Origin of the sequence: Salinarimonas soli, from assembly GCF_008386575.1 — a bacterium.
GTDB classification, from domain to species: domain Bacteria; phylum Pseudomonadota; class Alphaproteobacteria; order Rhizobiales; family Beijerinckiaceae; genus Salinarimonas_A; species Salinarimonas_A soli.
Map to the genome: position 1 here is coordinate 1 of NZ_VUOA01000001.1, position 14,710 is coordinate 14,710.

The 14,710-nt window shown below is 70.3% G+C and carries 14 protein-coding genes and 1 pseudogene; 9 read left to right on the forward strand and 6 right to left on the reverse strand.

Annotated elements, in window-relative coordinates; all coding sequences use genetic code 11:
• Positions 1-268, forward strand: a pseudogene (locus F0L46_RS00005) (response regulator); the annotation flags it as partial.
• Between the two features lie 132 nt (positions 269-400).
• Positions 401-856 carry a MarR family winged helix-turn-helix transcriptional regulator gene (locus tag F0L46_RS00010; protein ID WP_149814974.1) on the forward strand — a complete coding sequence of 152 codons (456 nt, stop codon included), beginning with the start codon at positions 401-403 and terminating at the stop codon, positions 854-856.
• Positions 857-940: 84 nt separating this feature from the next.
• Here F0L46_RS00010 and F0L46_RS00015 read toward each other — a convergent pair whose 3' ends face one another.
• Positions 941-1,237 (reverse strand): hypothetical protein, encoded by a 297-nt coding sequence (locus F0L46_RS00015; RefSeq protein ID WP_149814975.1) that lies wholly within the window; start codon positions 1,235-1,237, stop codon positions 941-943.
• A 616-nt stretch (positions 1,238-1,853) separates the two neighbouring features.
• On the opposite strand from F0L46_RS00015, the gene F0L46_RS00020 reads away from it, so the two are divergent.
• Positions 1,854-2,546 (forward strand): lytic transglycosylase domain-containing protein, encoded by a 693-nt coding sequence (locus F0L46_RS00020; protein WP_149814976.1) that lies wholly within the window; start codon positions 1,854-1,856, stop codon positions 2,544-2,546.
• A 576-nt stretch (positions 2,547-3,122) separates the two neighbouring features.
• Here the strand turns inward: F0L46_RS00020 and F0L46_RS00025 are convergent.
• Positions 3,123-4,019 carry a dihydrodipicolinate synthase family protein gene (locus F0L46_RS00025; RefSeq protein ID WP_149814977.1) on the reverse strand — a complete coding sequence of 299 codons (897 nt, stop codon included), beginning with the start codon at positions 4,017-4,019 and terminating at the stop codon, positions 3,123-3,125.
• Positions 4,020-4,148: 129 nt separating this feature from the next.
• Between F0L46_RS00025 and F0L46_RS00030 the strand changes: the two genes are divergently transcribed.
• Positions 4,149-5,003 (forward strand): amidohydrolase family protein, encoded by an 855-nt coding sequence (locus tag F0L46_RS00030; RefSeq protein WP_149814978.1) that lies wholly within the window; start codon positions 4,149-4,151, stop codon positions 5,001-5,003.
• 52 nt (positions 5,004-5,055) lie between these two features.
• Here F0L46_RS00030 and F0L46_RS00035 read toward each other — a convergent pair whose 3' ends face one another.
• Genes F0L46_RS00035 through F0L46_RS00050 form a run of 4 tightly spaced genes read right to left on the reverse strand, consistent with a single transcriptional unit; the run spans position 5,056 to position 9,690 of the window.
• Complete coding sequence (locus F0L46_RS00035; RefSeq protein WP_240539792.1) at positions 5,056-6,366, reverse strand: lipopolysaccharide biosynthesis protein; 1,311 nt, start codon at positions 6,364-6,366, stop codon at positions 5,056-5,058.
• Entirely contained in the window at positions 6,363-7,562 is a 1,200-nt protein-coding gene (locus tag F0L46_RS00040; RefSeq protein ID WP_149814979.1) for a GNAT family N-acetyltransferase, read from the reverse strand. The genes F0L46_RS00035 and F0L46_RS00040 overlap by 4 nt, the downstream gene beginning before the upstream one ends.
• Positions 7,562-8,491 (reverse strand): cupin-like domain-containing protein, encoded by a 930-nt coding sequence (locus F0L46_RS00045; protein ID WP_149814980.1) that lies wholly within the window; start codon positions 8,489-8,491, stop codon positions 7,562-7,564. The genes F0L46_RS00040 and F0L46_RS00045 overlap by 1 nt, the downstream gene beginning before the upstream one ends.
• A complete protein-coding gene (locus tag F0L46_RS00050) occupies positions 8,488-9,690 on the reverse strand; it encodes a GNAT family N-acetyltransferase (RefSeq protein ID WP_188311795.1) in 1,203 nt (400 codons plus the stop codon). The genes F0L46_RS00045 and F0L46_RS00050 overlap by 4 nt, the downstream gene beginning before the upstream one ends.
• 341 nt (positions 9,691-10,031) lie before the next feature.
• Between F0L46_RS00050 and F0L46_RS00055 the strand changes: the two genes are divergently transcribed.
• The 5 genes from F0L46_RS00055 to F0L46_RS00075 are packed head-to-tail and all read left to right on the forward strand — an operon-like array spanning position 10,032 to position 14,705.
• Complete coding sequence (locus tag F0L46_RS00055) at positions 10,032-11,075, forward strand: zinc-dependent alcohol dehydrogenase (RefSeq protein ID WP_149814982.1); 1,044 nt, start codon at positions 10,032-10,034, stop codon at positions 11,073-11,075.
• Complete coding sequence (locus F0L46_RS00060; RefSeq protein ID WP_149814983.1) at positions 11,072-12,415, forward strand: ABC transporter substrate-binding protein; 1,344 nt, start codon at positions 11,072-11,074, stop codon at positions 12,413-12,415. The genes F0L46_RS00055 and F0L46_RS00060 overlap by 4 nt, the downstream gene beginning before the upstream one ends.
• A 27-nt stretch (positions 12,416-12,442) precedes the next feature.
• Entirely contained in the window at positions 12,443-12,994 is a 552-nt protein-coding gene (locus F0L46_RS00065; protein ID WP_149814984.1) for an SIS domain-containing protein, read from the forward strand.
• The gene (locus F0L46_RS00070; RefSeq protein ID WP_149814985.1) at positions 12,991-13,890 is read left to right on the forward strand and encodes a carbohydrate ABC transporter permease; all 900 of its coding nucleotides are present in this window, start codon (positions 12,991-12,993) and stop codon (positions 13,888-13,890) included. The genes F0L46_RS00065 and F0L46_RS00070 overlap by 4 nt, the downstream gene beginning before the upstream one ends.
• Complete coding sequence (locus F0L46_RS00075) at positions 13,887-14,705, forward strand: carbohydrate ABC transporter permease (protein ID WP_149814986.1); 819 nt, start codon at positions 13,887-13,889, stop codon at positions 14,703-14,705. The genes F0L46_RS00070 and F0L46_RS00075 overlap by 4 nt, the downstream gene beginning before the upstream one ends.
• The last annotated feature ends 5 nt before the right edge of the window (positions 14,706-14,710 follow it).

Sequence of the window (14,710 nt, forward strand, 5' to 3'; positions counted from 1 at the left end):
GAGCGCGCGCCAGGACGTGCGTGTGGTATTCACCGACATCAACATGCCGGGAGCGATCAATGGGCTTGATCTGGCTCATGCTGTCAAAGCCAACTGGCCTGGGACCGGGGTCCTGCTGACCTCAGGCGCTCCTCCGCAGGGTGCTCTTCCAGCGGGCGCGCGGTTCCTGCAGAAGCCGTTCATGCCCATGGTGCTGGTGGCCGCTGTGCAAGACCTGCTGGCCGAAGCTCGTCCGTTCGCAAGGTCGGTCCTCGGGGCACCGCTTTGACCCAAGCCGATATTTTGGCGTGTGCAGGCTTCCATGGTGGCCAGCACTCGCTGGCACGGCAACGAATTGCGCACGTCGGATTGATCTTAGCCTAGCTGTCGCTACATTGCCCCGGTTCACGAAAGCCGGTTCATGTCCGATCCGTTTGCGAGCCTCAGGCTCGACCGCCAGCTCTGCTTTTCCGTCTACACCGCAGCCCAGGCCTTCAACGCCGCCTACAAGCCTCTGCTCGACGGGCTCGGCCTGACCTACCCGCAGTACCTCGTCATGATGGTGCTCTGGGAGGAGGACGACCTCACGGTCAGCGGCATCGGCGAGCGCCTGAGCCTCGATTCGGGCACGCTCACGCCGCTGCTCAAGCGCCTCGAGGCGGCAGGCTTCGTGAGCCGCCGGCGCGACACCCACGACGAGCGCCTCGTGCGTGTCACCCTGACCGAGAAGGGCCGGCAGACCCGCTCCGATGCCGTGACGGTTCCCGAGACGATGATCTGTGCCTTGGGGCAGTCCCTACCCGACCTGCAGGCCCTCAAGGCTGCCGTCGACCGCATCACGGCGACGCTGCGGGGAGCGGAGCCGCGGCAGAGCTGACGCGAGCGCCACGTCGGCGGCATCAGGTCCAATGACCCCGAGCCGTATATCTCAACGAGCAGCCCCGCAGCCACGGCCGCGCCGTCAGGTGTCCGCCGCGAGCTCGTCATCTCCGGCCATGGCGGTCGACCACGTCTCGTTGAACGCAAGCCACGCGGCTGCAAAGCGGTGCACGAGCGCCTCCGTGCCAGGCTCCCCATCCGGAACGTCGTGCAGCCCGAACGCCGCAAGCTGGAGCTCGACCAAGGCATCCCACCGCTCGGGGCTGCCGGCATGCGGCGTGAGATGCCGCAGGGCTTCGAGCACCATGCGGGCGCGGCTGGTGTTGGCCCACCGCACCCGGACGGCAAGACGGATCCGTTCGAGCCAGTGATCCTGCAACAAAGGCAGTCCTCGTCCGAGACTGACGGAGTGCTCGAACTTAGGAGGCGTGCTCGCCCCTACGCTCCAGGATGGGATGCAGGCACGCCAGGACGTCTTGCGTGGCGGCGTGCGCCCATGCTCCATGGGCGAAGGTGTCCGCCTGGGGGGCTGGTCCAAGGAAGAGTTGACCCGCGATGACCTCCTCGGCCTCGGCCCGCAAGCGGTGCGGGGCGGGCCAGACGGGCTCGAGTCGCACCATGATCTGAGTAGCAAGGTACGAGCACCAGAGGCGGCGTCGGCTGGGATCACGCCAGACCACGGGCGGGGAGCGCCGGAGAACCTCGTGCAGGATGTCCGCCGGGGTCTGGGCGGGGATGGAGGCTGGCGACGATGCCGGCCTGTACCGCTCGGCAGCTGTGACAGGGGCAGGGCCCGATGGGCTCGCCTGTGGGCTTATCCGCCGCCTGGACCAAGCTGTCAGGGCCTCGAAGAGGAGCATGGGAGAGCACCGGCTTATAGTTGCACGCTATTGTTTAGCTTTGTAATCAATTTTGCGCAATTCGTCTTTCGTGCTATCGCGCGTCGACTGACCACCGCGATGGCCGCCGTGCGCAGGCCACCTCTGGAGACGCCCATGTTCTCTCGCCTGACCCTCGTCGCCGCCCTGGTCTGCTCGGCCCTGCCCGCAGCAGCCAACGATCGGGCCACGATCGATGCTCTGGTGGCGCAGCATGCGACGACGCACGGCGTGCCCAAGAGCCTGGTGCATCGGGTGATCAGGCGGGAGAGCGGCTACAATCCGCGCGCTTCCAGCCGGGGGCATCTCGGGCTGATGCAGATCCGCCACGACACCGCGCGAGGCATGGGCTACCGCGGCTCGGCTGCGGGTCTCCTGGATGCCGGGACGAACCTCGCCTACGGGGTGCCCTACCTGGCGAACGCCTACAACGTGGCGGGCGGCAACCCCGATCGCGCCGTGTCGCTCTACAGCCGCGGCTACTACTACGAGGCCAAGCGCCGGGGCCTGCTGGGTCAGCTGCGAACGGGAGCCCAGGCGAGCACGGCACCGATGACCGCCGTAGCAGCGCCGTCGCCGCAGGAGCCGCCCTCGCTGCTGTCGGTTCTGTTCGGTGCGGCTCCGGCGCAAGCTGCTGAGCCGGCGCAGGAGAGCGTTGCGGGTTCGGAGACCCTGGCGGACGACAAGCCCAAGGGGCGGTACAGGCGCGTACGTCAGGCGCCCTCCCGGCAGCAGAGCGTCACAGTTGTGCAGCGTCGGCCTGGTCGTCCGCCGGCGCGAGCTGTTGCGGCCGAGGTGCCCGCCCGCTAACTACGTCAGCCCGGCTGGTTTCGACGCTTTTCCGACAGTCCCGCTCTACGCCTGATACAGGGTAGGGCTATCCGCCCGTCACTCAACCGCTTGCACCTTATGACATCTGTTCCTCTCCGGGTTCAGAGTGCCCGAAAGGATTGCGATCAGCTCGGACCGGTTCGTGGTGGTCAGAACCAAATTGCGGTATGCGGACGCCCTGCCGATGAGACCTCTGCGCAGGCCCTCCTTCACCCCTCCTCGCAGCCAACGTACGAAGGTCGTAACAGACTACCTTGCTGGAGAAGGTTAGACCTCGGTTCCTCTCCCTCCGCCACACCTTTTTGTAAGCAGCTGACCTACGGTCACATGTCTCGTCGCGCCCACGCACGTCTCCAGATGGGAGATCGGTGCCAGGGCTCGTGTTGCATGCCTGACCCCGCTCGAGAAAGAGCCGGATCTGGACGGCGTTGCGCACGAGGTCGCGCTGCTAACCGGACTGGCCCGGCCGGATCTCCCGCCCCGGAAGCCGCTCCGTGAAGCCCGCATGAGACCTCTCCCGCAACCTTATGGGCTCGGACGGGTGCGCCCGATCGTTCACGCGGTGGCGCCCCCCAGGATCGCGTCGTGCTCGGCCAGGAAGGCCCCGGCCTCGGCTGCGGAGAGCGCCGTCAGCGGCGGGCGGACGGCGGCCCAGTCCGCATCCCGGGTCGCCCGGGCGACGGCGGACTTGAGCGCCGGGACGATGGGGCGGGCGACGACCGCCTCGACGAGCGCGCTCACCGCCGCGTCGTCGCGGCCCTCGTGCACGATGGGCCGGAGCCGGCCCGCCACGATGTTGGCCAGCCCGCAGATCGAGCCCCCCGCCCCGGCGCGGACGGCCCGCGGCAGGATGCGCTCGTCGCCCACCAGGATCGCGAGGTCGCCGTGGGCGGCGAGGAAGCCTTGCGTCGTCGCCCAGTCGCCGGACGAGTCCTTCACCCCCGTGATCGCCTCCGGGAAGGCCCGCCGCAGCCGCCCGACGAGATCGACCGAGAGCGGGACCGCTGTCACCGAGGGGATGTGGTAGAGCACGATGCCGCGAGCGCCCTCCAGCGCGCCGATTACCGCGCAGAACCAGGCGAGGAGCCCCTCGTCGCCGACCCCCTTGAAGTAGAAGGGCGGGGCGAGGAGCAGGCCCGCCGCGCCGGCGTCCAGCGCCTGGCGCCCCTGCGCGACCGCGTCGTCGACCACGCTCGCCGCGACGCCGACATGAATCCGCTCCCCCGCGATCCCCGCTCGGGCCAGGGCGCCCAGCATGACGGCGCGCTCCTGAAGCGCGACGGAGGCGCCCTCGCCCGTCGTGCCGCACAGGGTGACGCCGTCGCAGCCCTCGTCCAGCACCCGGGCCGCGTGGCGCGCGAGGCGCCCGGGATCGACCCGCCCGTCCGCGCCGAACGGGGTGAGCAAGGCGCAAGACAGGCCGAAGCGCGTTCCCTGGGTGGTGTCCGCCATGGTCGTGCGTGCCTCCGGCGCTCCAGGATCGGCCCGCCATGGTAGGCCGTACCGTCCCTGTTGCAAGCCGCCCGGCGGGACGCCATTGTTCCGGCGGCGGCCTCGCGGCCGGCAGGAACGGGGAACCGGATGAGCCCCTCGCCGCGGATCGACGCGCACCATCATGTCTGGCGCCTCGACCGGGGCGACTATGGCTGGCTCACCCCGGCGCTGGGACCGATCCACCGCGACGCCCTGCCCGAGGACCTCGCGCCCATCCTCGCCGCGCATGGGATCGAGCGCACCATCCTGGTCCAGGCCGCCCCGACGGAGGCCGAGACGGGCTTCCTCCTCGATGTCGCCCGGTGCACGCCCTTCGTGGCGGGCGTCGTGGGCTGGACGGATCTCGAGGCGCCGGACGCGCCCGCTCGCGTCGCGGCGCTCGCGGCCGACCCGCTCCTCGTCGGCCTGCGGCCCATGGTGCAGGACCTCCCCAACGACGCGTGGCTCTCGCGCCCGGGCCTCGCGCCCGCGTTCGAGGCGATGGCGGCGGCGGGCCTCGTCCTCGACGCCCTCGTCCTGCCCCGGCACCTGCCGCACCTTCTCGATCTCGTGGAGCGCCATCCGGCCCTGAGCGTCGTGATCGACCATGCCGCCAAGCCCACGCTGCGTATGGGCGTGGCGCCTGCCTGGTTCTCCGACATGGCGGCGCTTGCGGCGGTCGGGCCCAGGGTTGCCTGCAAGCTGTCCGGCCTCGCCACCGAGGCGCCCGCGGGGTGGAGCCCGCAGACCCTGCGGCCCGTGGTGGAGCACCTGCTCCGCGTCTTCGGGCCCAGCCGCCTGATCTGGGGCTCGGACTGGCCGGTGCTCGAGCTGAACGCCGATTACGCGACCTGGTGCGCCGCTACCGACGCGCTCCTCGCCGATCTCCCCGAGGCGGCGCGCGAAGCCGTCCTCGGGGGCAACGCGGCCCGGGTCTACCTCGCCCGTGGAGGACGACCGTGATCACCGCCGGGCGAACGCGTTGCTGGAACGGCTGCTCGCCGCGTCAGGGGGATCAAGAGCGCGCGGTCCTCACGAGGGCATGGGTCGGGAAGCCGCATCTTTGCTGGGCCGCGATGGCGAGCGCGGCGCCCCGGCCGGCCATGCTCAACGCCGAGGCCACGGCGACGCCGACCATGCCGAAGGCTGGGGCGAGCATCAGGTTCAGGATCACGGCGGCCAGCAGGGCCGCCGCCACCAGGCCGGCACAGGCGCGCTCGTGGCCCAGCATCGTCAGCAGGGACTCGGCCGGGCCGAAGGCCGTCTGGACGACGACGCCCGCGAGCAGGATCGCGAGGACGGGCACGCTCGCCTCGAAGCCTGGGCCGAACAGGCTCAGGAGCCAGGGCGACGCCACCAGGATCGATCCCGCGACGCCCATCGTCGCGAGGGTCGAGAGCCGAGCGGTGCTGATGGCAAGCGCACGGAGCGCCGCCTGCTCGCCGCGCGCGCCGGCGCAGGCGAAGCGCTGGGCGGTGGCCGCGGAGGCGGCGTATTGGACGAAGACCGCGAATTGCAGGAGACGCGTCGCCGCGAAATAGACGGCCACGGCTTCGGGCGGCGCAAACAGGCCGAGGATCAGCACGTCGGCGAAGTTGAGGCCCAGAAGGGTGAGGTCGACCAGCGCCATCGGCAGGGAGCGTCGGGCCCAAAGCCGTCCGTCGAACCGCCTTGGTCCACGCGGGATGACGGCCCGCACGGCTCGCAGCAGCAGGGCTCCCTGGACGCCCAGGGACATGACGATCGCGGCGAGGGTGCACAGAAGCGCCGTCGCGGCATCGGCTTGCACTCCACCGATCACCGCGCCGACCATCGTGGCGGCGATCAGGCCCTGGCGCAGGAGATAGAGAGGCGCGATGGCAAGCGTCGTCCACCCGAAGCTCCGCGCCACCCCCTCGACGAAGTCCTGCAGGGCGAAGAAGGGGATGATGACCAGCGCCACCGCCAGGGGGCCGGCATGCGCGGCCCCGATCGCCTCGCCCCACAGCAGCAGGACGGCGCCGAGCGCGGCGGCGGTCGCGAGGCCTCCCGCGAGGGCGAAGGCGAGGCCGCCGGCGAGGAAGCCGCGCACCAAGGGGATCTCGCCCCTGGCCTGGTGCTCGGGCACGAAGCGGCAGACGGCCTGCGACATGCCCCACAGGCTCGAGTGCCCGAGGATCGCGGTCCAGACCCACACCGTGGCGAAGACGCCGTAATCGGCCTTGCCCATGAGCCGGGCGAACAGAACCTGCGTCGCGTAGGCGAGCCCCGCCCCCGCGACGCGGATCGCGAGGACGTTCGCGGCCGAGCGGCGAGCCGTCGAGACATGGTCGACGAGAGCTGTCACCGCCCCAGCCGATCACGGCGCCAGCGGGCCGCGAAGGTGCGAGCGGTGCCGACCAGGCGCCACGCCCCGTCGCTCCGCTTGGCGACGCGCGCGAGGCCGACAAGGGCACCGGCCGCACCGGCATAGGCGCGCCCCCGCGCGGTGACGGGCACGAGCACGCTGGACAGGGGCTCGACCACGTCGCACAGAGCCGACTTGTAGCGGGCCTCGCCCACGCCGAGGTCGAACATCCTGCGCCCGCGCTCGCATTGCAGCCGCAGCAATCGCGCGAGCAGAACCTCGCCGGGGCTGCACCGCTCGAGGTCGGGCGAGACATCGAAGGAATTGAACATCCCGCACAGCCGCGTCGCGTCGCCCGCGCCGCCGAAGGTGGCGATCACCCGGCCGTCGAGGCGCAGCGCGTAGAGCTCGATGGCCGGCGCGCCGCGATCGAGGCCCGCGAGGCAGGCTCGGCGGATGAAACCGCGTGTCTCGCGGCTGGCGAACGGGTTCGGGATCCCGAGCATGCGCATCCGTTCGGCCTTCTGGGCGAGGAACGTGGCCAGGACCGTCTCGACCCCAGCCGCGTCGACGACCTGGCCGAAGGTGACGGAGCCGCGCTCGCCCAGGAGCCGCTCCTTCTTGCGCAGCTTCTTGCGCGTCTCCCGGCCGAAGGCCAGCCCAAGGGTGGTCTCCGGGTCGGCATGCAGCGTCCGCAGATAGGCGTCGCTCGGGTTGCGCCGCGCGCGATCCGGCAGCGCCAGGGGGTTGGCGAGGCCGCCCCACGACCGGGGCACGTTGGCGAAGGCGAGGACATCGGCCCCAAGCAGGCGGCCCGCCGTGACGAGCGCGCGCTCGATCTCGCCGGGGGCGAGAGCGACGCCTGACGCAAGCGCCGGGAGCTGGAAGTTCGCGTGCCGGCCGCCCGGGTAGATCGCGACGCTGACGCCGGCGCGCCGCTCGATGGCGAGGGGAAGCAGCATGAGCGGGCGGCCATCCCCGTCGCGCATCACGAGAACGCTCCCCTCGCCGTGAGCGGCGACCCAGTCGTAGCGCTGGTAGGGGCTCGACAGGCCGGCCCGGTCGAGGTCGCGCCAGACCGGCTCGGCCGCGGCGAACGAGGCTAGAATCTCGACGCTGCCGCTCCGCCCGGCATCGGCGGCGAGGGGCCTCGCGGCCGGCAGCACGAGCGGGGGTGCGAGGGCGCCCGCCGACATCAGGCCTTTCCCTGCCTGTAGTAGTAGTTCGCCTTGGCGCCGAAGAACGCGCCGCGCAGGGCACGCCGCAGCCGCTCGGAGCGGCGAAGGGGCTCGACGAGGCTGCGCGCCGCCGTGTAGGCCGCGACCTTCACCGCATCCGCGACGGGCCGCGTGCCGGGCGCGGCCTGAGGGAACCCGCGGTCGCGCAGGATGGCGTTGGCGGCGCGTAGCTTGTTGAGGCGAAGCACCCGCGGCGATTTCCAGGTGATCGCCATGGAGATCGAGAACGCGCCGCCCGTCTGAACCCAATGAGGCCAGGCGTAAGGCACGAAGCAGCCGTCCCCGCCGCTCATGACGAAGGTCCGGGCCCGCACCTCGTAATCGGGCGTGTAGCGCAGGTTGCGGTGCTTGGCCGGCGAGATCTCCAGCTCTTCCTCGCAGACCAGGGCGCGATCCTCGTTGTCGTACACGTGGAAGCGCTTGTCGCCGTGGATCTGGACGAAGACGTTCTCCTCGTGATCGACGTGGAACGGGGTGACGGCGTTGGCCGACGACACGAATACGAAGGCCTGGACGTCCAGGAACCCCGCCTGGGCGAGCGTGGCGAAGCCGCGCTGGCGAGCGAGGTCGAGGAGCGCCGCCTCGGCGAGCGCGCGGTAGCGAGGGTCCATCTCGACGCGCTTGAGAACGAGCCAGGCGTTCGCCGTCTCGATGCGCTCGACGATCTGGGCCGGCGCCATGTCGACGGAGCGCACGTCCTCGGGACGCTGGTCGGGACGGCAATCGCCCCCGTTGAACTCGACGCGATCGCCTGGCAGCGACCGGGCGAGCTCCGCGAGGGCGGGCAGGGTGAGGAGGGGATGCCCGCTCAGGGCGTGGCGCACGGGAAAGGGCCGGGCCGGATAGGCGGACTTGAGATCCTCGCTGGCAACTTCGAGGGTGATCATCGGCGTTCTCCCTTGACGAGGTGGTAGGCTTTCTTGGCGGCGGCCCGGCCGCTCCGGGCGAGGGTCTGGGCCACGTGCGATGCGAGGGCGGCCACGGGCGCATCGGGCCGCGTGCCGACGACGAGGTCGGCCACCGGCATGCGGTCGTGCCAGAGGTGGTCGATCATCGGGTGGTCCCGCACGGCGCAGGAATCGACGATGGTGAGATCGCCCGCCGCCAGGATGTCTCGCGTGACCTCCAGGGCGAGCTGGACGCCCGGCGAGTACCGGGCGAAGGCCTCGTCGTAGGCGACCTTCCAGAACCAGCCGTGGCCGGCATTCCACACCACGAGCGCGCCGGCGATGCAGCGCGGGCCGACCCGCAGAAGGTCGATGCGGCAGGAGCCGTGCGCCGCCAGTCCCCGGACGGTCTCGCGCATGACGGAGAGGGCGTCCGCGTTCATGGCAAGGGCCGTTCCCCTGGCGCCCTTCCATCCGGACGCCTCCAGGGCCACGAAGGTCTCGAACGCTCCATCGATGTCGGACGCGCGCTCGACGGCGACGGGGCCAGCCTCCTCGAGACGCCGCCGCTGGCGTCCGAGCTCCTTGAGGGTGCGCTTGCGGATCGAGAGACCTGCGGGCCCGGACCGAAGGACCGCGCGCTCGTGCCGATCATAGGCCGCGATCCGCCGGCCGGTCCGGTCCGCCACGGCCGCGAGGGCACGGGCGAACGGGCCATCCATGGGGACCTGGGGCAGGACGAGGCTGGATGCGCGATGAGGCGGCGCGCGAAGGGCGTCGAGGAGCGCCTCGATCGTGCTCTCCGGGTCGTCGGCATCGATCAGCGGATGGCCCAGGGACGAGAGCGATGGCCGCCACGAGCGCGCGCCGAAGGCGCTTATGAGACGGCCGCCCTGAGCGAGCGGCAACGCCCCGACGAGGCGCGGACCCCCGGGGTCCCCACGCCAGAGGCAGAGGAGGGACACCTTGCTGCGCCCTGCGATGCGCTCCATGGCCGGGATCATGAAATCCGAGCCGGCGAAGATGTTGGGCTCGACGGCACGCCGGGCGAGGTCGGCCCAAGGCCCGGCGACGTCACGTGCCGCCGCGCCGCTCCGCAGCTCGATCCGCAGGCCCGCATCAGGCCGGCTCGGCAGGCCCATGGCGTGAGCCGAACCGTCCTGGAAGCAGGCAGCGTCTCGTCTGGTCAGCGCCCGCATGTTCCACATTTGATGCAAGTTGTTGCGTTTCGGAGCAGCCTCCGGAGAGAGCCGCCGTATGCAAGGCACGTCGCAAGGATCGGTCCAGGCGACCTGCCTCGCAGGAGGTGACGGGAGGTGCGTTCGAAGCACGCGGGGTGGTGGCGAGCGGTTCATCGACCGGACGTTGCCCCCACTCCTGGGACCGGAGGCTGCACGCGCCGTCGTGCGCAACGTTCACGCGGGAGAGCGCCGTGCCCCGTGGCTGGCGCTCGGCGAAAACGTTGCGGCCACGGCCTCGACGGCCTTGACGGGAGCGAATGCATCTCTAGAAATACAAATGTATCGCAGGGCCGCCGCTCATGTCCTCTGCCGTCTTCCTCCATGGCGCGTTCGACGCCCGCGTCGCGGATCTCAACCTCCGCGAGGGACGTCCGGGCGAGGTCCTTCTGACCGTCGCGGCCGTCGGGCTCTGCGGCAGCGACCTGCACTATTACAAGGACGGCGGGATCGGCTCGGCCGTGATCGCCGACCCCTTCGTGCCGGGTCACGAGTTTGCCGGCTACCTGGAGCAGGACGTGCCGCAGAAGGGCGCCCGGGCGGGCGACCTCGTCGCCGTCGACCCGAATCACGCCTGCGGCCACTGCGCCTGGTGCCGCGAGGGCCACGCGAATCTCTGCCCCAACGTCGAGTTCATCGGCGCGCCGCCGCATAACGGCGCGATGACGGGGCGGATCTGGGTTCCGGCCGAGCAGATCGTGCCCCTGCCCCCGGGCATGAGCCCCGTCGAGGCGGTGATGCTGGAGCCGCTCGGCGTCGCCATCCATGCCGTCGACCTCGCCAAGCCCCGGCTCCTCGAGCGCGTCGCCCTTCTCGGCTGCGGCCCGATCGGCCTTCTCATCCTGCAGGTTCTCAAGGCAGCCGGAGCGGGCGAGGTCATCGCCGTCGATCCCCAGCCGCATCGGCGCGCTCTCGCCGAGCGCCTCGGCGCCGACGTGACGGCGTCCGACGTCTCGGGCATTGACGCGGCCACGAAGGGGGAAGGCGCGCCCCTGGTGCTGGAGGCGACGAACGCGCCGGAGGGCTTCCGCGACGCGGTGCGCGCGGCCCGCATCGGCGGCAGGGTCGTTCTCGTCGGCATCCCAGACGGCGACAGCTACGCGCTGCCGGCGTCCGAAGCGCGCCGGCGCGCCCTCAAGATCAAGTTCGCGCGGCGGATGGGAGAGGTCTATCCGCGCGCCATCGCCCTCGTGGCCGGCGGCAAGGTGGACGTGACGAGCATCGTCAGCCACCGCTTCGGCCTCGACGAAGCCCCGGACGCCTTCCGGCTCCACGCCGAGAATGCGCCCGGCATGATCAAGAGTCTCGTCTATCCGAACGGGAATAAGGGAGGAGAAAAGCCATGAAGACCGTGCTCGCCGCCGTCAGCGCACTTGCCCTGCTCGCCGCCGCCCCCGGGCCTGCGTCCGCCCAGGACTGGTCGCTGGAGAAGGCCGCGGCGCCCTACAAGGGCACGCAGCTCAACGTCGTCTTCCTGGATCGCCCGGGCTACCGCGCGATCATCAAGCTCCTGCCCGAGTTCGAGAAGAAGACCGGGATCAAGGTCAATTACGAGATCGTCCCCTACGAGAACAGCCGCGAGAAGCAGGTTCTCAACTTCACCGCCAAGGGCGACCTGACCATGGCCCTGGTCGACCTCGTCTGGATCGGCGAGTTCGCCGAGAACGGCTGGATCGTCCCCGTCGAGACCTTCACGAAGGACGCGGCGATCACCGATCCGAAGCTCAACCTCCCGGGTTTCTTCCCGCTCCTTCTCGACGCCTTCGGCTCCTGGGGCGGCAAGGTCTACGGGCTGCCCTTCGACAACTATTCGGGCCTCCTGTTCTACAACAGCTGCAAGCTGAAGCAGGCGGGCTTCGACAAGCCCCCGGCGACCTGGGACGAGCTTCTGAAGACCTACGCCCCGAAGCTCACGAACGCCGACAAGAAGGAATACGCCTACGCCCTGCAGTCGCTGCGCGGCGAGACCCAGTCGGCCGACAGCTTCATGCGCGTGCTCTGGCCCTTCGGCGGGTCGCTCCTCGACAAGTCCTTCCGCTCGAACCTGAAGTCCTCGGCGAGCCAGGCCGGCCTGAAGTTCCGCCAGGACCTCATGCAGTACATGCCGCCCGGCATCGTGAGCTACGACCACGCCGAGGCGGTGAACGCGCTCGCGCAAGGCCAGGTCGCGATGATCACCGAGTGGTCGGCCTTCTACTCGACGCTCACCGACCCGAAGACCTCGAAGATCACCGACTGCCTCGCCGTCGCGCCCGAGCCCGCGGGGCCCGCCGGACGCCTGCCGGCGCTCGGCGGCTTCTCCCTCGCGGTCGCCGCGCAGGCGTCCGAGAAGGAGCAGAAGGCCTCGTGGCTCTTCATCCAGTGGGCGACCTCCGAGGAGATCGCCAAGCCGTACGTCGAGGCGGGCGGCGTGTCCGGGCGCATGAAGATCTACGAGGACCCGCAGATCCGGGCCACCTACAAGTTCGTGGAGCCCATGGTGGCCTCCTGGCAGAAGGGCGTGCCGGAGTTCCGCCCGCGCTTCCCCGCATGGCCGGCGATCTCCGAGGTCGTCGCCGAGTGGGGCACCAAGATGATGCTCAAGGAGGTCTCCACGGAGCAGGGCGCGGATGAGATCGGGCGTCGCATGGAGGACGTCCTCAAGAAGGAGGGCTACTACGACGGCAAGAAGCCCCTCCTGCAGTGATCTAGGCGGCTCCCAGGAGAGACCTCCATGGCATCCCTCTACGAGGCCGCCCTCGACGATCTGAGGGCCGTGTTCTCGCGCATCGACGACGGCGCGGTCGACCGCGCCGTCGCCGAGATCGCGGCCGCCCGCCGCATCGCGCTCTACGGCGTCGGGCGCGAGGGCCTGCAGATGAAGGGCTTCTGCATGCGCCTGTTCCATCTCGGCCGCAGCGCCGCGATGGTGGGCGACATGACGACCCCTGCGGTCGGGCCCGGCGACCTCCTTGTCGTCTCGGCGGGGCCCGGCGCCTTCTCGACGGTGCTCGCCCTCATGGGCGTGGCCCGCGAGGCCGGCGCTCGCACCCTCGTGGTGACGGCGCAACCCGGCGGGGAGGCCGCGCGCCTCGCCGACGCGGTCCTCCCCGTCCCGGCCCAGACCATGGCCGACGACCGTGGCGGCGCCGTCTCGGTCCTGCCGATGGGATCGCTCTACGAAGGCGCCCAATACGTGCTGTTCGAGATCATGATCCTGAAGCTGCGCGACCGCCTCGGGGTGAGCCCCGAGGCCATGCGGGCCAACCACACGAACCTCGAATGAGGCCGGGAGCCCGCAGCCTCGCCCACGGACGCTGGACGCCGCTCTGGTTTCTCGCGCCCGCCGTGCTCACCCTCCTGATCGTCGGGATCTACCCGACGATCTTCGCCCTCGTGACCTCGTTCCGGCGCTACAACATCACGCGTCCGCGCGACGGCTTCCCGTTCGTCGGGTTCGAGAACTACCGCGCCGTCCTCTCGGACCAGACCTTCTGGGACACCCTCTCGCGCACCGCCGGGTTCTTCCTCACCGTGATCCCGATCCAGCTGGCGCTCGGGCTCGTCATCGCCCTCCTGCTGCACCGCCCGGGCTGGGGCTTCCTGCGGGCGCTCGCCCGCGTCTCTCTCGTCGTGCCCCTCGCCACCACCTACGCCGTGGTCGGCCTCCTGGGCCGGCTGGTGTTCAACCGGGATTTCGGCGTCGCGAACTGGTTCATCGGCTGGTTCGGCTTCCAGCCCGTTGACTGGCTCGGCAGCCCGAGCCTCGCCTTCGCGGCGATCGCCACCATGGACGTGTGGCAGTGGACGCCGTTTTGCGCGCTGATCTTCCTGTCGGGGCTCTCCATGGTGCCCATGGAGATCGAGGAGGCGGCGCGGCTGGAGACGCGAAGCCCCCTGGCGCTCCTGCGCCACATCCAGCTGCCCTATCTCCTCCCCGGGCTGACCGCGATCCTCATCCTGCGCTCGGCGGACGTGCTCAAGCTCTTCGACATGGTCTTCACCATGACGCGCGGGGGACCGGGCGCCGCGACCGAGCTCATTTCCGTGTACATCCAGCGGGTGGGTTTCCGGATCTTCGATCTCGGCACCGCCTCGGCGCAGGCGATCCTGCTCCTGGTCCTCACGATCATCCTGAGCCGGCTCTACATCCGCTTCCTCTACCGGGAGATCTCCGCATGAGACGCCCCCTCGGACGCGGGCTGCACGGGCTCGGGCTCCTCCTCACGCTCGTCTTCGCGCTGTTCCCGTTCTATTGGATGGTCTCGTCGAGCTTCAAGGCGCAGGCCGACCTCCTGGCCTCGCCGCCGGTATGGCTGTTTCGCCCGACCCTCGACCATTATGCCGCGATCTGGGCCGACCAGAAGGTGACCACCGCGGTGGTGAACTCGCTCGTCGTCGCGAGCCTCACCACGCTGCTCGCCGTGGTGCTCGGCACGCCCGCCGCCTACGCCCTCGCCCGCTTCGAATTCCGCGGGAAGGCGGACCTCTGGTTCTGGTTCATCTCGAACCGGATGATCAGCCCCATCGTCCTGGCCCTGCCCGTCTACCTCCTGGCACGCCAGGCCGGGCTCCTCGACACCTACCTCGTCCTGGTCCTCATCTATCTCACCTTCACCCTGCCCATCGTGGTGTGGATCTGCACCGACCAGTTCCGCGCCATCCCGCCCGACCTGGAGCAGGCCGCGCGCCTCGACGGGGCGCGCCAGTTCGACGTGTTCTGGCGTATCTACCTTCCGCTCGGGGCGCCCGGCATCGCCGTGTCGGCGATCTTCAGCTTCATCTTCAGCTGGAACGAGCTGCTCTACGCCCTGGTGCTCACCCGCCGCGACGTGCAGACGGCGCCCGTGGTCGCGACGAGCTTCATGTCCGGGTACGAGCTGCCCTGGGGCAAGATCATGGCGACCGGCACCCTCATCGTCCTGCCCGTGACCATCTTCGCGCTTCTCGTCTCCCGGCACATGATCCGTGGCTTGACGATGGGCGCCACAAAGTAGGGACC

Excerpts from the sequence above, each read along its gene's own strand:
- F0L46_RS00010 (WP_149814974.1), top strand. The coding sequence starts at position 401 with ATGTCCGATCCGTTTGCGAGCCTCAGGCTCGACCGCCAGCTCTGCTTT.
- F0L46_RS00020 (WP_149814976.1), top strand. The coding sequence starts at position 1,854 with ATGTTCTCTCGCCTGACCCTCGTCGCCGCCCTGGTCTGCTCGGCCCTG.
- F0L46_RS00025 (WP_149814977.1), bottom strand. The coding sequence starts at position 4,019 with ATGGCGGACACCACCCAGGGAACGCGCTTCGGCCTGTCTTGCGCCTTG.
- F0L46_RS00030 (WP_149814978.1), top strand. The coding sequence starts at position 4,149 with ATGAGCCCCTCGCCGCGGATCGACGCGCACCATCATGTCTGGCGCCTC.
- F0L46_RS00040 (WP_149814979.1), bottom strand. The coding sequence starts at position 7,562 with ATGTCGGCGGGCGCCCTCGCACCCCCGCTCGTGCTGCCGGCCGCGAGG.
- F0L46_RS00045 (WP_149814980.1), bottom strand. The coding sequence starts at position 8,491 with ATGATCACCCTCGAAGTTGCCAGCGAGGATCTCAAGTCCGCCTATCCG.
- F0L46_RS00050 (WP_188311795.1), bottom strand. The coding sequence starts at position 9,690 with ATGCGGGCGCTGACCAGACGAGACGCTGCCTGCTTCCAGGACGGTTCG.
- F0L46_RS00055 (WP_149814982.1), top strand. The coding sequence starts at position 10,032 with ATGTCCTCTGCCGTCTTCCTCCATGGCGCGTTCGACGCCCGCGTCGCG.
- F0L46_RS00060 (WP_149814983.1), top strand. The coding sequence starts at position 11,072 with ATGAAGACCGTGCTCGCCGCCGTCAGCGCACTTGCCCTGCTCGCCGCC.
- F0L46_RS00065 (WP_149814984.1), top strand. The coding sequence starts at position 12,443 with ATGGCATCCCTCTACGAGGCCGCCCTCGACGATCTGAGGGCCGTGTTC.
- F0L46_RS00070 (WP_149814985.1), top strand. The coding sequence starts at position 12,991 with ATGAGGCCGGGAGCCCGCAGCCTCGCCCACGGACGCTGGACGCCGCTC.
- F0L46_RS00075 (WP_149814986.1), top strand. The coding sequence starts at position 13,887 with ATGAGACGCCCCCTCGGACGCGGGCTGCACGGGCTCGGGCTCCTCCTC.